General features: G+C 40.0%; 19 protein-coding genes and 1 tRNA gene. 1 reads left to right on the top strand and 19 read right to left on the bottom strand.

What is annotated here, in order from left to right; all coding sequences use genetic code 11:
• The first annotated feature begins 33 nt into the window (after positions 1-33).
• Positions 34-105: transfer RNA gene (locus V756_RS0109195), tRNA-Val, on the top strand.
• A 215-nt stretch (positions 106-320) separates the two neighbouring features.
• Here the strand turns inward: V756_RS0109195 and V756_RS0109190 are convergent.
• The 19 genes from V756_RS0109190 to V756_RS0109090 all read right to left on the bottom strand — a co-directional run bounded on the left by V756_RS0109190 (position 321) and on the right by V756_RS0109090 (position 17,218).
• Positions 321-1,487 carry a site-specific integrase gene (locus tag V756_RS0109190; protein ID WP_024714410.1) on the bottom strand — a complete coding sequence of 389 codons (1,167 nt, stop codon included), beginning with the start codon at positions 1,485-1,487 and terminating at the stop codon, positions 321-323.
• A 322-nt stretch (positions 1,488-1,809) separates the two neighbouring features.
• Positions 1,810-2,019, bottom strand: coding sequence for a hypothetical protein (locus tag V756_RS0109185; RefSeq protein ID WP_024714409.1), 210 nt, complete (start codon positions 2,017-2,019; stop codon positions 1,810-1,812).
• Positions 2,020-2,034: 15 nt separating this feature from the next.
• Positions 2,035-2,412 carry a hypothetical protein gene (locus V756_RS0109180; RefSeq protein WP_024714408.1) on the bottom strand — a complete coding sequence of 126 codons (378 nt, stop codon included), beginning with the start codon at positions 2,410-2,412 and terminating at the stop codon, positions 2,035-2,037.
• A gap of 110 nt (positions 2,413-2,522) precedes the next feature.
• Entirely contained in the window at positions 2,523-5,108 is a 2,586-nt protein-coding gene (locus V756_RS1000000124370) for a DNA polymerase (protein WP_255210026.1), read from the bottom strand.
• Positions 5,109-5,193: 85 nt separating this feature from the next.
• Positions 5,194-5,946: a hypothetical protein gene (locus V756_RS01000000122165; RefSeq protein ID WP_024714407.1), complete on the bottom strand. Its 753-nt coding sequence runs from the start codon at positions 5,944-5,946 to the stop codon at positions 5,194-5,196.
• Between the two features lie 515 nt (positions 5,947-6,461).
• Entirely contained in the window at positions 6,462-7,049 is a 588-nt protein-coding gene (locus V756_RS0109160) for an RNA polymerase sigma factor (RefSeq protein ID WP_024714406.1), read from the bottom strand.
• A gap of 149 nt (positions 7,050-7,198) precedes the next feature.
• A complete protein-coding gene (locus tag V756_RS0109155) occupies positions 7,199-8,272 on the bottom strand; it encodes a toprim domain-containing protein (RefSeq protein ID WP_024714405.1) in 1,074 nt (357 codons plus the stop codon).
• A gap of 11 nt (positions 8,273-8,283) precedes the next feature.
• The gene (locus V756_RS0109150) at positions 8,284-9,573 is read right to left on the bottom strand and encodes a DnaB-like helicase C-terminal domain-containing protein (RefSeq protein WP_024714404.1); all 1,290 of its coding nucleotides are present in this window, start codon (positions 9,571-9,573) and stop codon (positions 8,284-8,286) included.
• A 567-nt stretch (positions 9,574-10,140) separates the two neighbouring features.
• The gene (locus tag V756_RS0109140) at positions 10,141-10,605 is read right to left on the bottom strand and encodes a replication protein (protein ID WP_024714402.1); all 465 of its coding nucleotides are present in this window, start codon (positions 10,603-10,605) and stop codon (positions 10,141-10,143) included.
• A gap of 223 nt (positions 10,606-10,828) precedes the next feature.
• On the bottom strand, positions 10,829-11,599 hold the full coding sequence (locus tag V756_RS0109135; protein WP_024714401.1) for an ATP-binding protein: 771 nt from the start codon (positions 11,597-11,599) through the stop codon (positions 10,829-10,831).
• A complete protein-coding gene (locus V756_RS1000000123065; protein WP_024714400.1) occupies positions 11,599-12,675 on the bottom strand; it encodes a helix-turn-helix domain-containing protein in 1,077 nt (358 codons plus the stop codon). Before V756_RS1000000123065 ends, V756_RS0109135 begins: the two co-directional genes overlap by 1 nt.
• 114 nt (positions 12,676-12,789) lie before the next feature.
• On the bottom strand, positions 12,790-13,176 hold the full coding sequence (locus V756_RS0109125; RefSeq protein WP_142675231.1) for a hypothetical protein: 387 nt from the start codon (positions 13,174-13,176) through the stop codon (positions 12,790-12,792).
• A 31-nt stretch (positions 13,177-13,207) separates the two neighbouring features.
• A complete protein-coding gene (locus tag V756_RS1000000124365) occupies positions 13,208-13,333 on the bottom strand; it encodes a hypothetical protein (RefSeq protein WP_255210025.1) in 126 nt (41 codons plus the stop codon).
• A 42-nt stretch (positions 13,334-13,375) separates the two neighbouring features.
• The gene (locus tag V756_RS0109115; RefSeq protein WP_024714398.1) at positions 13,376-13,738 is read right to left on the bottom strand and encodes a hypothetical protein; all 363 of its coding nucleotides are present in this window, start codon (positions 13,736-13,738) and stop codon (positions 13,376-13,378) included.
• 55 nt (positions 13,739-13,793) lie between these two features.
• Complete coding sequence (locus tag V756_RS0109110; RefSeq protein WP_024714397.1) at positions 13,794-14,105, bottom strand: hypothetical protein; 312 nt, start codon at positions 14,103-14,105, stop codon at positions 13,794-13,796.
• Position 14,106: 1 nt separating this feature from the next.
• Positions 14,107-14,874, bottom strand: coding sequence for a nucleotidyltransferase domain-containing protein (locus tag V756_RS0109105; protein ID WP_024714396.1), 768 nt, complete (start codon positions 14,872-14,874; stop codon positions 14,107-14,109).
• Between the two features lie 43 nt (positions 14,875-14,917).
• On the bottom strand, positions 14,918-15,136 hold the full coding sequence (locus tag V756_RS0109100) for a hypothetical protein (RefSeq protein ID WP_024714395.1): 219 nt from the start codon (positions 15,134-15,136) through the stop codon (positions 14,918-14,920).
• 28 nt (positions 15,137-15,164) lie between these two features.
• The gene (locus V756_RS0109095) at positions 15,165-15,419 is read right to left on the bottom strand and encodes a hypothetical protein (RefSeq protein WP_024714394.1); all 255 of its coding nucleotides are present in this window, start codon (positions 15,417-15,419) and stop codon (positions 15,165-15,167) included.
• Between the two features lie 86 nt (positions 15,420-15,505).
• Positions 15,506-17,218, bottom strand: coding sequence for a DEAD/DEAH box helicase (locus V756_RS0109090; RefSeq protein WP_024714393.1), 1,713 nt, complete (start codon positions 17,216-17,218; stop codon positions 15,506-15,508).
• Positions 17,219-17,259 lie beyond the last annotated feature (41 nt).

The raw sequence follows: 17,259 nt of genomic DNA, 5'->3' as shown, positions 1-17,259 counted from the left end.
CGCTACCTTGACAGGATTGTGACATCATATTGCGAGGCGTTAGTTCAGTGGGAGAACGCTTGCTTGACAGGCAAGAGGTCACTGGTTCGAACCCAGTACGCCTCATGGGTTGAAGGCACTTTGTTTGACAGAGCAAAGTGTCTTTTTGTTTTTCTCTTTTTGGGTACCCCACCTAAATAAATCAGTTTTGGCGACGGATTGGCGACCAAAAATCTGAAATATGGTGATCACATCCCATGCCAACCCTATCGGTGACAGCCAATAGGGCGGCGCTTAAAGGAGGTTGTACATCACCTCCTTTGGTGGGAAAATAAAACCTATCATCCATTTAGAACTTCTGCTAGTTTGTTAGCCACATCTTTTTGCATGTTAGGTAGAACGTGAGAGTAAGTATCTAATGTAACACTAACCTTTGAGTGGCCTAGACGTTCAGCTACTATTTTAGGATTTTCTCCTGCCAACAGAAGTAAGGTGGCGTGGGTATGCCTCATATCATGGAACCTGATCTTCTCTAATTTAGGGACCTCGATATTATTTACTTCTTTCATTTTGTCCGCTAATTCATTATACTCTTTCACTAGGCGATCAAATGAGCGGTTCGTGTTTCTGTGGAGTAGGGGAGTACCTTTAGAACTTGGCAGTATTAAGCCGAAATCCTTGTATTTTTCCCCTGCCGCCAATTTTTCGCTTGCCAGCATTGCTTTGTGCTTTTTAAGTAACTGTATGGTTTCATCCATCAATGTAACTGCACGAGTAGCGGCAGCCGATTTTCCTCTGGGTTTTAGTTCTCCATCTCTTGTAAGAACTTGTGTTACTCTTAGTAATCCTTGCTCCATGTCTAGATCCTTCCAACGCAGTCCTAATAACTCACCTTGTCTTAATCCTGTGGTGAATGCTAAATGGAAGAGCATAAACATCCGATCTTTCTTTGCGAAATTGAGGAATCTTATTACATCTTCTCTTGACCATACAGTCATCTCAGCACGGGTAATTTTAGGTTTTATCACAGCGTTTGCCGGATTCTCACGAATAAGGCCCCTCATAACAGCTCTGTCTAATGCGATTCTTAAAGGGTCGAATATTCGTTTGACAGAAGAGGCTTGCAAGCCTTTTTCCTCTAAGAGTTTGTTAATGAACTTCTGCAAACGATCACTAGTGATTTTCCCTAAAGCTAGTTTACCTAGCTCAGGTATCACGTGTGTCTCCATGTTACCTTTTTCCATCTTGAAAGTTTCTTTTTCTAGTTCAGTTGAACGTACCTTTAGAAACTCCGCTAAATAATTACTGAGCGGTACCTTGGAAGGGTCGACATACCCTTCGTTTTGGATTTCTGCAAGAAGTGCTGTGAGGGCTTTCTGTGCTGCTTTCTCTGTAGCAAATCCCCGCTTCTTCTTGCGCTTTCGTTTCCCGGTAACAGGGTCTGTACTGACTGTTACTTCGTAAAACCACTTCTTAGTTTTCTTGTCTTGCTTAACTGAACCTCTCATAGAAAGTTCCTCCTTCATTGGTAGATACAGGAGGGCTTTCGCTGGGATAATATTAACATTACCCTCCTGATTGCGTCAATTAGAATCAATGAACAACTGACTTTGAATATGACTACATGAAGAGGTAACTACTACGTATCAGTACATGCATTGTCGGAAATATGAACTAGTAGGTAGTGTTTTGTGTGTCGACTGTAGGAACTCGGTATAAGTAATGTAAGGTGAGGTTTATTACCTTCTTTTTATGTCCCACCAGTCAGAAATAGCACAAATTACTAAGGGTGTCCCGATAATGACTAATAAAGTTAGAATAGGGATATAATTAATCAATAAACCCAAAACCGTACATAGTCAACACGTCAATAACGTACTCAACACTTTCCTTGACATACTGACCACTGTCTCCCTGTAGAACTAGAGTTACCCCTTCATCGTTTTGTCGTACACTTGTGATGTTGTTAGCCTTGATGTACGTAGGCTTTCCTGTCTTTAAATGAGTGAGCTTAATAAAAAGCGGTCTAGTGTTTTCCATTTCCCTTCGTCCTCCTTATGCTAGTGCCTTGTAGTTACTCAGTAGGTCGGCCATTCTTTTATCGTTATCAGCTAAGCTTTGGTAGACTTCTAACTCTTCAAGTTCTTTGCGTCGTTTCTCCATTTGGGCCTTTACAGCAATTCTCTCTTTTTCTTTCTCTAAGCGCTCTTTGTGGCCTTCTAAATCTACTCTTTGAATGATCCACCTGTCTGCTAATTTAGAGTCGTTTTTGAATCCGACTACTGTACCGGCTCTGACTCCATTCCTTGTGTCTACAACAACACTGTCTCCTATCGAAATGCCTTCAAGGCAGTTTTTAAAATCGTAATGTTTGAGTGTAGGGTCGAACTCTACAACCACAATTTCTTTAATTTCCTGATGATTCGTTGCCATAATGAATCTCTCCTTAAATGTTCTTAACTTCAAAATAGTTATCGTTTAGCAATCTTCAATAGTTGCGAGAAATTATTAGCTGCAACAAAAAAGGTGACCCTAAGGCCACCTTACGCTGCTTGATCTTCATCTTCATCCTCATCTTTTTCTGTAAATAGCCCTAACTCGTACTCGTGCCCTAACTCTTTCTCCATTTTCTTTTTAACTTCCTTGGCAAAAGTCTCTCTCCAATCTAGCTCACCGTTAGCAATTTGGCTTAGTTCCTCAGGAGAGAAGTTCCCACCCCAATATGGAGAGGCTTCAATATCGGACTTAAACTGCACACCTAAATGTTCTGTAGGAATGACATTCTGCATGATTTCAGCTAATTCTTGTAAAGCTGACCATTCAACTGTCTCAGGAGCCTCGAATACCAACTCGTCATGTACCTGTAACAGGAGATTAACATCGTGCTCTTCCAATTTTGATTGATAGCCGTTCTCCAACCATTCAGTACGGTCAAAACATACAGTTCCATCGGGGCGCTTAGGGTAAAATAACTCGACCATAGCTTTTTTAACCTGGTCCGCAGAGGTACCCTGGATTAGTACGTTCGTTGATTGCCTTTTGCACTTTTCGACTAGCCAATGCCATTTGCGTTTTCTCCATAGATCGCTAGCGTAAGCCTCTTGCAATGTTTCTCCGAAGCGGCGTTTTCTCCCTAACCAGGTTTCCACATAACCGCTTGCAAGAACCTTCTTATGGGTTTCAGCCTCCCAGCGGAGGTAGTAAGGCAATCCTGCTTTAAATCCATCGATTAGAGCTTTGGCCTCTTCTTTGGTACCTTGAATTTGATCAGCTAGACCGATCTCTGTGATACCGTAAACTGTTCCGAATACAACAGACTTAGTTTTTTTACGAAGTAATTCAAAAAAGCTTGCTAAGGTAGTTGTAATGTTATCGTCCAAAACATCAGAATCAAAATTCGTGCCGTAAGTGGCGTTATATTTGGCGATAGCAAATTGAATTTCCTCAGTGTATTTCCAATTATCCATGGCTTCTTTGAGATTTCTTTCTGTCTCTTCGGCGGTATCACCTTTATAGTTACGGATTTGTTCAAACATGTTATAGTCAAACCCATGCACTTGACAAGTTACTCGGCTATGCATGTCTAGTCCCTTACTATATACCTCTATTAAAGAAGGTTCTTGGGTAAAGATTGCTAACCACCGTAACTCCTGCTGCGAGAAGTCGATTGATACTAACGTGCGGCCCTCATCGGCTCTGAACCCATACCGTATTAAGTCAAACTTAGAAGGTATCTGTTGTAAGTTTGGATTGGAGCAGGACATACGGCCTGTCCGAACCAATTGGTTATAAGAACAGTGAATTCTTCCGTCAATCGTGCCTTGGGGTTCTTTAGGGAGTTTATTGCAAAAAGCGTCAATCAACTTAGATAGTCCTCTATACTCCAGTATTAGAGGTATGACAGGGTGTGCGTTTTTGTTCCTAGTAAGTGTCTTCTTATCTGTTTTGTTTTTAGGTACCTGTTTCTTACTCTCCTTGTCATATTCCATAACCGGCTCTAGGATCTTATTATCAACATAGAGCTTACGTGAAAGTTGAGCGGGGGAACCTAAGTTAAATTCCTCGGTTACTTCGTAATGCTCTTTAAATTTAATCCCGTTCTTTTGTCGAGTTTTAGTTTTCTGCAACACAATTGTCGATCCGAGATGATCGTAGATACCTTGCTTTATCTCTGCGAGTTTCTTAGATAGGGCATACCCGATATCTTTTTCTAGGAAGTCCCCATCTACTTTAATCCCCTTGCGTTCTGCGGTGGCGAGGACTGGGATTAACGGCATTTCTACTTCTTTAAACAGCTTCATTACACCATCGAGGCCGAACGTAGGGTCTTCTAATATAGACTTTTGATATTGGAAAACTGCTTTGGTCATAAAGGTATCGTGACAAGCATAGTAGGTTGCTAAATTGTGCGGGACTTCATCGAACGGGATCTTGTCGAACATACTACCGAATTTGAAAGTAGGCAATTTACGTTCATCTTCCATTAATCCCCGAGCTACCAAGTCAGGCAATGCGTATGTTTTGTACCATTCTTTAAGACCCTTAGGCATATTTTCATTTAGGAGGCCAGCAGCAACCATAGTATCCCAACAAACATTAAATGTGATATCAATATCACACCAGTTATAGAGGACATGGATATCAAACTTTGCGTTAGCTAAGACAAGCTTCTTGTCTTGCTGCAAAAGCGGCCGCAATGTGTCTACTGTTGGGGTATGGTCTAAAGAAGGGACATCTACAGATGACGGGTGTTTGAATGGTTTGATCGGTAAATCGAAGTGGTTGTCGTCCATAAAGCCGATGGAGATTGATATAATCTCATCCTTAAACGGGTTAACCCCATAAGTCTCTGTATCAATGAACACGTAAGGCTCTTGGTACATAGTCTTGTACATCGTGTAATGTTGTACGAATTTCTCAAATAATTCAGGTGTATTAATTAAATGGTAGTTGTCAGGAACCTTTATCGAATTTGCAATATCTATTATCTGTTGTTCTTTCTTGGTGACTTTTTTGGCTTTCTTTTTAGGTTCTGACTTTTTGGTGCGGGTCTTTTTTGTACTTTCTTTCTTTTCTCGTTTGTCCAGCGCACCCAAGATATCGTCTTCTACGGTGTTTTGGTCACTCATTATGAACCCTCCTATAAATAAAGGGGCGATTTACTCGCCCCAATAGTTCGTCTAATAGCGTTAGCTTTGTAAAGTGAATCAGCCTTTAAAACGGAAGCTTGCGGCCGGATGTTTGTCCTTGTTGACCTTGGTTCGCAGGAGGGAATCCGTTTTGTTGTTGGAATTGACCCTGTTGCTGAAATTGTTGGCCTTGTGGAGGGAACTGTCCTTGCTGTTGTTGGTACTGACCTTGCTGGAATTGCTCCTGTTGCTGTTGCATTTGCTGGAATTGTTCTTGTTGTTGTGCGGCACCTGCAAGTAAAGCGTCCATAAACCCTTGGATAGCCTCAGGAGTATGTGGTGTGATTTGCTCTTCGAGGGACGGTACTTCAATACCCATCTCATCAAAGTTTGGGATTTGTAATTCGGGTTTATCTTGGCCGTTTGGTCTGTAAGCTCGGGCGGAATAGCTAGTATCGGAAGCGCCTTTCCCGGAGCGGTAAATGGTTACGAAATTCTTAGTAGGGTCGATCTCTTCAAGGTTGAACTCAGTATTGAGTTTTTGGATATGTGTTTTAGCAAGAGAGACAAATTTAACTTTTTGATCTTTTGGATCAAAAACACGGAACTTAATTTTAAAACCTGGATATTTTCCTGGGTTCGCTGCACAAAGTGGACAAACATCTTTACCAGGGCAACGGACATATTTAGGATTTAGTGTTGATTCGTAATGCTCACGAATTCCAACCAAGTCGTCATACCAGTCAATGAATAAAAGCGTTAAAGGCTTACCGTCCTCAAAAGTAATAAATTGTGTTCCTCCGCTAAGAATTGCGTCTAATCCTTTTACTGCTGTCATAATTATCTTCCTCCAATGAGTATTGTTATTTGAGCTTTTGAGGTCTCTGCTCTCACGCTCACAATAATGATCGTTACTTCCGTTAAAACAGTTGCGAATTTTATCAATCGTCATCAGAATGTTTTAACAAAAGAGGGGAGAGGTATAGATAACCAAAAACAATCATAATTGTGAGGGTGAGAGTTGTATTGATTCCTCAGATGATTGATCGCATTTACATATGAGGTAGTTGCAGCCAAAGTACATCTAAACATTTCAAGAGATGGTGCTATATACCACAAAAATAAGGGCAAGTCAAAGGGTGTTTGCAATAAGTTTGGCTATGATGTATAATGATCTCGTGATATAAGAAGTGAAGTTACTTAAACAATAGTAATCGTTTCATGTGCCAGAGAAGTTGCGTTCTGTAACATAAATGTAATAAAAACGTAACTGTAAGACATTTACATAGAGGCTTTGCGATGATATACTTTTGTTTAAGATGTAAACATTCTTCACATTGATATCCATAGGTCTTAAGACCCACAGATATCACGAAGTTTTTTGAATGCACGAGTAGTATGGGACTTATTGATCTGTAATTCTTCTGCTATTTCTGCTAAACTTAAAGACATAGATACGTGGTTTGAAAGCATGAATTCAATTGCGTTTTGCTCAGTAGGAGTAAAACGATGTCTGTTTGTTTCGAAATCATGTTTCACGTTGAAGATATCATAGCCATGTTCGTCCGAACTCACTACAAATGTGTGGTTTGTAGGGTGATTTTCACCTTGATTACTTTCTGCACTGATTCCGTCACGAATCCCATCACAAAAGAAGAATGTAGAGGAATTCTGTTCTATCTTTCTATTAGCTTTCCGATAGTAGTCTACTACTGTTCTTCTAATGATAGTGTGGCAAAAGGACTGTAGGTTGTCAGGCGTAACATTTTGTTTTTTTAGGGCACTTAAAATTTGAATAATGCAGTCTTGTTTAACATCATCTTTATCTTGTAGCTTGATCTTAAATAACTCGAAGTTGAATACTTTTTTCATATATGTAGAGTTTAATAGATCCATAACGATTTCATTGATATTGTTTGAGTTAATAGTAGTTGCTGTCATTGTTTAATTTCCTCCAATAATTTGAAAGTTTTTGGTTTGTAGGCGTACTTAAAGAAGGCCCTGCCGAATGTCAAATTTCGACAGACCTTTATAGTCAAATCTTCACATCACCTATAGTTGGCAAAGGTATGACAAGAGTCATTAATTTTTTAGAGGTTGTACCCTAACAAACTAACAGGCTTACTCTCCAACTTATCTAACCAACCTAGTTTCAGCAGATCGTTTGAATCAACTTTTGCACTTCTGCTAAACTGAGGAGGGTATAGGGTTTGATTAACAATAAACCCCGCTCTCACTAAAGCATTTGTTGCTTGTACAGTGGCGTCCCAACCAGCTTTGTCGTTATCAAAGAAGGTATCAACAATTTCTACTCCTGCTAGTTGGAGTTCTCTAATCTGATTCTTGAAAAGAATTTTACCGTTAGTTGCCACGGCTGCTATGCCTACCTGGTAGTTAGACATAACGTCAAGAGGTGACTCCACCATCCGTACTCTTTTGATACGGTTTTTTGAGGTTCTAAGTTGATTAATGAAGCTGAGGCCGAAGAGAATATCTTTTTTGATAGGTGACCCTTCATTGATGAACTTAGCACCTTGGTATGAACTTCCTATCTTCCTTTTTTGGAGGAAACGTAGTTCTCCAGTTCTAGTTCTTTGTGGGAATACGATACACTCATTATCTACATCTACTTTGATACCGTAGGTGTTCAATGTATGAGGCGTCATCCCACGTTGGTTAATTAGATACGACATAGCGACATCGTATGTCCATTTATTCTTAGATGGTGAGTTATCGAACTTAGAAAGTTCACTCTCATTAAGGAAGGGGATAGTAGTACGTTCCCTCCCGTCGTTAATAATTCCATCTACGTCTATAGGCGCACGTGTCTCTTCAAGGATATAGTCAGACAATAAGAGCTTGATACCCTCACCGTCGTCTAAACCAAAAGCAATTTCTACTGTCTTGTCTAGTGTCCCTAAGTAACCACAATAGAAACAATTTGTATGGTAAGGGGGTTCTTTGGATATTCCAAAGGACGCCCTTGTTTCTGCATGGTTAGGGCAACAAGACATGACCCAATCACCTGTATCGTTTTTATGAGAAAAAGCAGTAGGGTTTATACCGAAATTTGAAGAATGTTGATACTCAAACCTCAATTCGTCGATAATATCCCAAACATCGAGCTGGACGTTTTCTAACATCTCTAAGCTTCGCTTGGACATTTAATTCACTCCTAGAAAAATTGCTCTCCAATTTCACCGTTAAGTACATTCACAAGACCAGTGTCAAAGTTATAACGGACTAAAAAGCTTTGGTTACTCGCATTCCCACGGTTTTTGATTACTTGGACTTTAAAAGTATTGTCATTGATTTTAATAATTGAAATCCCTTTACTGGCGTCTTGGAAAATAGCATATGTTTCGCCAACATCCTCACCCTGAACTTCACTATTCTCCAAGCTTTTTTTAACTCTCTTAGCGGAGTCCCGATTAGCTTGGGCAACAACATACCCTGGAATCCCTGTACCTAAAATCATTTCCCTGACTTCTGCGGAAACATCGAATAACCTTTGTCGAAGATCCCCGCCCCCGAATGAATTATTCAATCTGACTTTTGATAGCTGGTCTAAAACAAATCGGTTGTGTCCTTCTGATTCGAGAATACGCTGGATTTCTGCTACAGTGTACGGCCGGCCTCCGTTTCTTTGGACATCATAAACTACCATGTCCTTTTGCTTCTGTTTAAGACGGTCAAGAAAATCAACATATTTGTCTTTTTGTTCTTCCGACATAGTCCCACGCTGCATTGCTAAATTAGATACTCCGGCTAGGACGTTGTCCCAGTTTCTTGCGATCTCCTCAGCTCTTTGTTCAAGTGCAAAATATGCAGGGTAATCCCAATCTAACGAACTATTCCACTGTGATTGCAACATGAAGGAAGTCATCAAAGTCTTACCCATGTTAGAAGGGGCGAAGACTAAGAAATAATCTGTTTCCTCTCCACCGCTCACCATCCCATTGGTGGCTAAATCTAAGGGAGCAAAGCCTGTTGTGTAGCCTAGGATCTCATCCTCATTTCTCCCGTGAATGGAGAGGTATTTTTCTTTGCGTTGATCTGCCATTCCTATGTATGAATATCCTTTACCCTGACTGCCAACCAACTTCAAAAGGTTGGTGGCCTGGATTTTCATTTCTTGGAGGGCGTCAATGGTTTTCTTTTCTGCTACTAATTCAGCCGACTTTTTCAAGACAGGTTTATACTGTCTATGTAGCCAATCTTCTTTTAAAGAATCAACGACAACATCGATTTTCTCTATCTCGACAGGTTCAAATTCTTCGAACTTGTTCATAACAGTTTCAAGGGTCGGTAGCTGTCCATTGGATTTTTTAAAGCCATTTATGAAATTAAAAGCGTCTTTGTGGACCGGAAAATGTTCTTCATTAAAGCCATTCCTATCCACTACATCCCAATCTTTTGTTTCGAGGGAATAATTCAATAACTGTAATTCTTCAATACTCGGCATAAGGCTATCCTCACTCTCTAACTGTGATCACACTAGTTATCGTAGGAGGTACCTGGTTAGTTGCGAAAAATATATAATTTTTTTTTGTTCTTTTATTTTTATCGAAAAAAGAACGTACGTTTGGTTTTTGGGTTAAAAAGAAGAAGGTGGCCATTGTAGGCGAGAATTTATGTACGCACTGTGCCTCGGTTTGTATTCTTATGTAGTCCATAAATACAGTCTGATTTGAGTGGGTGTAACTCTCGCTATTTGTGCTACCTTCCATTAATAATCCTTTTAAATTGTACTAAGTCGGTCTATTAGCATATGTGAAATGAAGAGTCTGTTCGTTGAAGTGGTTCGTATACAGTTGGTGAAGTCGATCCAAAGATTATCTCTCCTTTGTAACTAACTTGATGAATTAATTATAACATATAAAAATAGTATTGTAAATACTAAATAGGTATGTTTTAATGGTTCCATTTTCCTACCTGTTCAATGCACACTAAGTCCATACCCTGTATTCAAAACTTGTCTTTACTATATGGGTTTCTTTTTTGGGAACCACACGTAAAAAAGAGAAGGCTCTTACCTGAGCCTTGATATAACTGTAGAAATATCAACTCCTGCGTGATCTAAGTTCTCTATAAACATTTGCTGGTACCTTGTATCTGAAACCCCTCGATTAAACGGGACCTCCCAATAATGAGGGTCATTTATTGAAAACTCTTTTGTTCCTTTATCCCATTCAATAACCCTTAATTCGGCTAATTTATCTAGTTCTTCGCTTATTTTTGTCTTGCTTACCCCACATAACTCAAAATCCTGCATGTTTTTTATAAGTGCGGCTTCTTTGTTGTAGGGGAAGGAGAACGTATAAATAAAAGTTATTATCTTTAGCTGTCTTTTTGTAAAATCTCTTTTGAGCATTTCCCTACTTACATGCATTTCCAGTGCCACGATATCAGGACTTCTGTTCATGTAGTAATCTTCTACAATTCCTTTATAGACCCGATCGATTTTTTCATAGGTTTCATATGACCACTTCTGCAATACTTACCACCCCTAAGTTTTATTCGTTGTTCTATCTAGGACTATTTGGGTGATACTATTGAACTAGAAGATAAAGGAATGACCCAATTTAAACAAAATTTCGAATATTTGTCAACTATAATTTTGAAAAATGTGTAAATATATTTAAACCCCCTAATCTATACAGCAGCTAGCTTTGTTTAGGGGCTTGCAGTGCTTTAGAGAAGGGGATCAGGGATATATTTTAAGGAATTATGATTGTTTTTTCTGTCCGTCTGTTTCGGCCACCCAACTGAAAAACAGTGGTATTGTATAACAGTCGGGAAGTGATAATATCTCCTAAACAGTCTTCGCTCTCCAATTGCGGGATACCTAAATTAGAAGTAAAGAAGGTGGAGAGTTTATTCTCTTTTCGATAATCAATAAGGTCATAGGTTAAGTCTCTCACGTATTTAGTGAGCCGGCCGCTGCCAATATCGTCGAGAATTAACAAGGGAACTTCTTTCATTTTTCGCATGTCCCTTAGAATTTTTAAACTGTAATCCTCGTCGTTCAGTTGGTATACCTGACGTAACTCATTGGCCCAGGTACCGTACTTGATGTAGAGGACAAGCGGATTTTCAAAATCAAACATTGAAGGATTCATCACATTGTTTAATAAAAATTCCATAGCGAATGAGATAGCTGTGTAGGTTTTTCCTGTACCTTTCTGAGGGTGTACAAAACCTATGTTGTTACCTTTGCTCACTTGTTCATTAATAGTATCGAAAACTCCTTCGAAGTATGATTTGAAGCGTTCATTGTCTTGGTCGTACGCAAACCTCCCACGATTTGCATTTCGGTATTCAGGAGGAATACCTGATAAGGAAAATGCTTGTTCTAACAAAACATACCCATTACATTCAGGGTTGACATCATAATCAGAGGGGAGGGGGGTTTTTCCACTTCTTCGGCCGCACCAATCCTTCACTAGGCAGGAAGCACATGTGGTATAAGGCTCTTTTTGTTGAATCATTAATCGTTTCCTCCTAACATCTTTTTAAGCATTTCTTCACTTGAGAGTGTCTCTGTAGGCTGTACTAGAACACTTTCGGTTTCTCGCTTTTTCGGTTCCTTCTTCTCGATATAGAATGGCTTCTTGCCGTTAAGTAGGTAGGTCTGAACCTCCCCAATCCGGTTAGATGAAAGGTAATCAAGAGTTAGGTTGTCATACCCAATATCAAAAACACCGTCTATATATTTTTTTAGAAGCTCTTTGCCACCAGTGTTTCGGATAACGTTTCTCATCATTCCGGTGTGTTTCTTTATATTACGTGGGTGGGCATGGCCGGTTTTATCTAAATACTTGTCGTAATAATATTCTTTAAACTGTTCGACGCCCCAGTCGGACACCGCCATTAACCCCCAATGGTTTTTCTTGTCTCCTACAGGGACATTGCGTTTTTTTCTTGAATTCTGTGCATTTTCTTCCTCCGCTGCTGTTGAAGAAATTGTTTGTTCTTCTTTAGCGGTAGGTTTTTGGTATTTCATGTTTCTAGGAAGTAGACCCACTTCTAAATCTCCCCCTCTCAGGACATGTTTTAAAAGCTCGATTAGCTGTTTTTCAGAGTCCTCATCCGTACTCATATCTTGCAACCGATAGTTGTTCTCCTCCATGAACTTTAGAATTTTATCTTTCGCCGGAAGGATTTTTCTCCAACCGTAGAGATGAGTCAGCTTAGACATGCTTCTCCAAAACATCTCAGACACGATTAGGAGGGGAACCTGGTGAACGTCCTTTACGTGATAGTGATTACTTCTCCCTCGACCACGAGTCTCTTTTTCGATTAGCCCTTTACTGACTAGTTCGTTTATATAAGAGACGACACTGTTGACGGAGCAAGAACTCGAAATAGCAAGCTTATAAGTGCTAGGAAAGGCGTAATGTCCTTTCTCATAAATATGATTTAGGATATTAGAGTAAACAGTTTTTGCGTCATTGCTTAGGTTGAGACAGTTCTCGACCATACTGGGTGTTTGAATATGCCCTTTATTAAAAGAGTCACGGTATATGAATTGTTTTTCATCAGATACGCTTACTTTGGTTGACAACAGTTTCACCTCCTCGATTTATTTATCGTGGTAGGGAGGGGGATAGTTGCGATTAAAGTCACCATATAAAATAAGGCACAGCCTATGGGCCGTGCCTTCCGATTAATTTCTTCATCAACTTTGTTGTACAACAGGAGCGGTTATTGGGTTGTATCTCTGCCTTGCTTCCTCGATAAGATCAAGAATTTCTCTCTTAGTCATATTACTGCTGATGTTATCGAGGGTGGAGAGAAGGGAGGACATCTCACTTAATTTAGAAGTCAGATCATAAATCTTCTCTAGGGCAAGATCTAGTTCGGATTTTCCTTTTTGCTTCCTTTGCCAACCCGCTGCTTGCTCAAGATCTTCAACGTAAAGAAGATCATGGTGGATTTTACTCAGCACTTCTAACCGTTTGCTGTCGTCTTCTCCTTTGTGTATCTCATATCGAATTAGTCCAAAAATATAGTCGATAAATTTTCTGCGCTCTAGATGTGTTTCGTCTTTAATCCATGCACCCAACAAAACCAAACCTTTCAAAAAGTGGTGGTAATTATTTAACAATAAACTGAGGATTCACTTTCACGTACGTCACAAGTGATGAATACTTCTCTCCTGCGCTTACTGGTATAGTAACATCCTCAGAACCGCAATTATTACATTTGATTAGAAAACCCATTGCTTACCTCCTTGAGAATTAAGTGGGGGAATGAAGAGTTATTTATTCAATCTTTTCCACGCACACCTTAGCCCCCTCATACAACCAAAGGTCTTTAGGTTCAGAATAGAGCAAGGCACCCTCTAGGTTATTCTTTTTGCACCAAGCTGTAGCAGCGTCCGCTTCATCGGTGGCCGCTACCGTAGAGTTGAGTTGTTTTTCCTGCCCGTTTATAAGGAACACTTTGAAGTTATGTAGAGGGGGTAAGCCACAACGTTTCCTAAACTCATCCTCATCTTCATAACCATCACTAAAATCCGATGTATGGTCTTGGATTTTATTAAGAAGGACACTAAATATCTGTAGTTCTTCTTTGTTGAGTGCGTCCTTAGCTTCATCCAAATCGATAGTGTAAGTTGTTTTCATAAATAGTGCACCCCTCTGCTAATTTGTCCGAAGAAGTTTTTCAGACCCTTTGTAGTCAACCTACCTCAGATAATTTTAACTCGAATGTGATTCCAGTACCGTTGATATCCAGGGGTTTGGCTCCACCCTTAGACATGGTAATCCAGTAGTCCATTTGCCAACCATTATAGTTATGCTCTGAACTCTCGTAACCTAGACTCTTTAGTAACTTCTCTAGCGTGTAAGGATTTAGGGCGGTGTCACTTAAATCGATTTCTAATAACTCCTCAGTGTCTTGTGGGTTAGCTGCTTCCACCTTATCTATAAACTCTTGAACAATTGGAGTATACTGATCCTTCACTTCATCAGTTAAAACCCACGTACTCATTTTAAATTCCCTCCCTGGTGGCTTTTTTGTTTATTTCGATAAGTAGGTTGTTAACCTTTCGGTAGTCGGGTTTATCGGGCAAAGGCGATCTTTTAGAAATTTGCTTTAAGTTACTGTCTAAGTCCTCGATCATTTCCAATGCTTCCTCAAAAGTATATGCTCCGTTCCTACAGTCCAAGAGCAATTTCCTGTTTGGTCGGTGGGTGCTGAAATCACAAGTTTCTAGAATTTCAATAGCGCTCGTTAGCAAGCGGACACTGTGCATAAAGAATTTTGTATCGTATCCAAACTTTTCGATTAAATCTTGCCTACCTACGCCATTTGAGTTTTTTGCTTTTAATTTCTGGATTTGTGAGTAGGCGTAACCACCGAACTTTTTCTGTATGTTTTTAGAGAGGAACAGGTGGCGATTATCTACTAGAAGTTCACCCAAAGAGGACATCTTAATATAATCCTCACGGTCAATAAAAAGAATTTCAATGTTGTTAGGGACACCTTGCATGGCGTCTCTAACAAATTTGTTAATGTGTATAATACTGATATCTACATCATCTTTTGTGTTTTTGAAATTCTTTCCTCCGGTATTGTTGTACTCGTTGAATGACTCTAAGCCGAAATAATACTCAATAGGTGGGACACAGATCCCTTTGAAATCTCTGTCAGAAGAATCGGTATTTGTCCCGTAAGCATGACTACCTGTAGGTGATAGAAGAATGGTTCTCTCCTCTAGCCACTTTAAGTTGGGTTGGTGTAAATCTACTTTAGTCATAATGGTCCTCCTTCTTTCGAGCTTAACGGTGCAATCAAATAGGTTATATTTTCACGGGTCTTGAAATAGCCAAATCGCCTTGAAGATAGAAATCTATACCGTCGTCAACTGTCTTGAATGGTGGTTTCATCTTATCTTCGATACCCCATAGATCAAGTTCTCCAACAGCTTCGACCATAGCAGTTATTTCATGGGGGGCATTGACAATTACAACTTCAAGGTCTTTCTGAAATCTATCGACAGCTACCGCATACTTACTCATAGTAATCTCTCCCTAAAGTAAATTCTGTTTAGTTATTTTGATTGGACCGCCTGACGTTAGGCACACTTGCAATTTCTAGTTTTCTATGGGACTTTCTAAAAATGTAATCTAGGTTTTCACCTTTCTTTATGGTCCCATCCTGTTCAAGGTGTTTGTTAGGTATCCATACGTTTTGGTTAGTGCCATTAATTAAAAATCGCTTCGCTTTATACTGTTTGTAATTACGCTTAATCAGTCGCAGCGGGATACCGTTATAACTCTGTTGTTCTGTATTCAGTTTCATAGTGTACCTCCGAGTGAAAGGGGAGTTAGCCCTGTGGTGAGTTGATACGGCCGCCTAAAGGCCTTTTGGTGAAGTGGATCGCCCGCCTAAGCGGAGGCACCATCAAGAACACTAAGGATTTTCTGTGTTCCTAACGGTTGTTCTACTGTGCTATCAATAACAAACTGCTTTTCCTCTAGGAGCTTTTCGATTCTTTCGTCGATAGTGCCCCGGCTAATGAGGGAGTAGACGTTAATTGACCCTGTAGCTCCTCCGGTTTGCCCGAACCTCCAGGCCCTACCAATACATTGAGAAATGTAGCTTGGAGACCAAGGCTTGCTAGTGAAAATGACATTGTTGGCCTTGGTACCAGTCCAGCCTTCCCGGCTTGCAGATTCAGTGCAGATAATTACTTTACAGGAGTCATCTTCTTGAAATTTATCGACCATCATTTGTCTCTCTGATACATCCTGATTGCCTTTAGCCTGGGTATCGACATCCCCGGTGATATAGGAGGGGTTATATTGAGAGAAGTAATCCACCATTACGTGAGTCATCCGTTTAGATCTTGTAAACACTATAGCTTTCTCTCCACGATCTGTAATTTCTTCAAGAAGATTTTCCAGCTCCACAAGTTTACCGCTACCTTTTTTGCCTGAATCTCCGCCAACAATTTCAGCTGATTCTGCAACCTGAGCTAACCGAGCGTGCTTGGCTAATTCAGACGGCACGTCTTCAAAGAACATATCCTCAAAGTCAATACCCTCATAATCACCTTTTTCGATAGCTTTATATAGCTTTCTTTGTGGGGAAGTCATCTCAACATAGATAGGTTTAGAGACAACAGGAGGGAGGTCTTTAAGTACATCTGTCTTTAAACGCCTTAACATGTTCGATTGCAGGATCGTTTTAATTTCCCAAAGATTTTTATATCTAGCCACATTACCCCAACCGTCCAACTCACAGAATTTATTTCGGAAGCGGAAGTAGTTGTACTGAATAGCCCCCATCCAATAAAGCATGTTATACATATCTATGATTTCATTTATAACAGGGCTGGCAGTTATTGCGTATCTTTGTTTGGGGCCTATTCTGTGTATGAGTTTACCTAAAGAGGAGTTAACATTCTTAATTTTGTGACATTCGTCGATATACATAATGTCAAAAGGCTTAGCTTTATTGATGGAGGTGAAGTGTTGGATGTCTGTGCGGAACGTCTCGTAAGAAACCACAACTAGTCCGACGCTATCATCTCTTTCTAATAACTCATACTTTTTGATTCTCTGTTTTGCCGAACCTTCAATTGTCACGACATTTAAGTGCGTAAACTTTTCTGCCTGGTTTTTCACATCGTAGATGAGGCCGGCTTTAGTTACATACAAACCCCACTTAGCAATACCGTTTTGAATTTTTGCGTCATGTTGGCAAAGTATAGGCGGTGTTTTTCCTACACCTTCTTGATCCGAGATTAAAAGAAAATCCCGTTGTAACATAAGATTAAAGGTTACGATCTGATGTTCTCTGAGAGGCAATTTTGGTTCATAGTCGACTATGAACTCGGTAGGTATATCTCTTGTGTCAATACCTCTAGCTAGTGTACCCATGCTATCTGCATGACTTTTCCAAACAACCATGTAATCCTTAGTCTTCTGAAAAAACTCACCTAAAGCGGAGTAGGGGAGGCCGTAACACATAGGCTCCTGAGCTTTGCCCCAACCATCTATCGACATAATTATGTTTACGATTTCGGGGTCTAACTTTCTCAACTTTATTTTTAAATAGTCTTGATCCTGGTTTGTAAATTTAGATACCTCGATCATATAATCACCTCACCTACAGTAAATGGTCGCTTTTAAGCTGA

It is taken from the genome of Bacillus tequilensis KCTC 13622 (assembly GCF_000507145.1).
Lineage (GTDB): Bacteria > Bacillota > Bacilli > Bacillales > Bacillaceae > Bacillus > Bacillus tequilensis.
The sequence above is the reverse complement of the archived record's forward strand: the minus strand, read 5'-3'. Positions and strand labels throughout refer to the sequence as shown.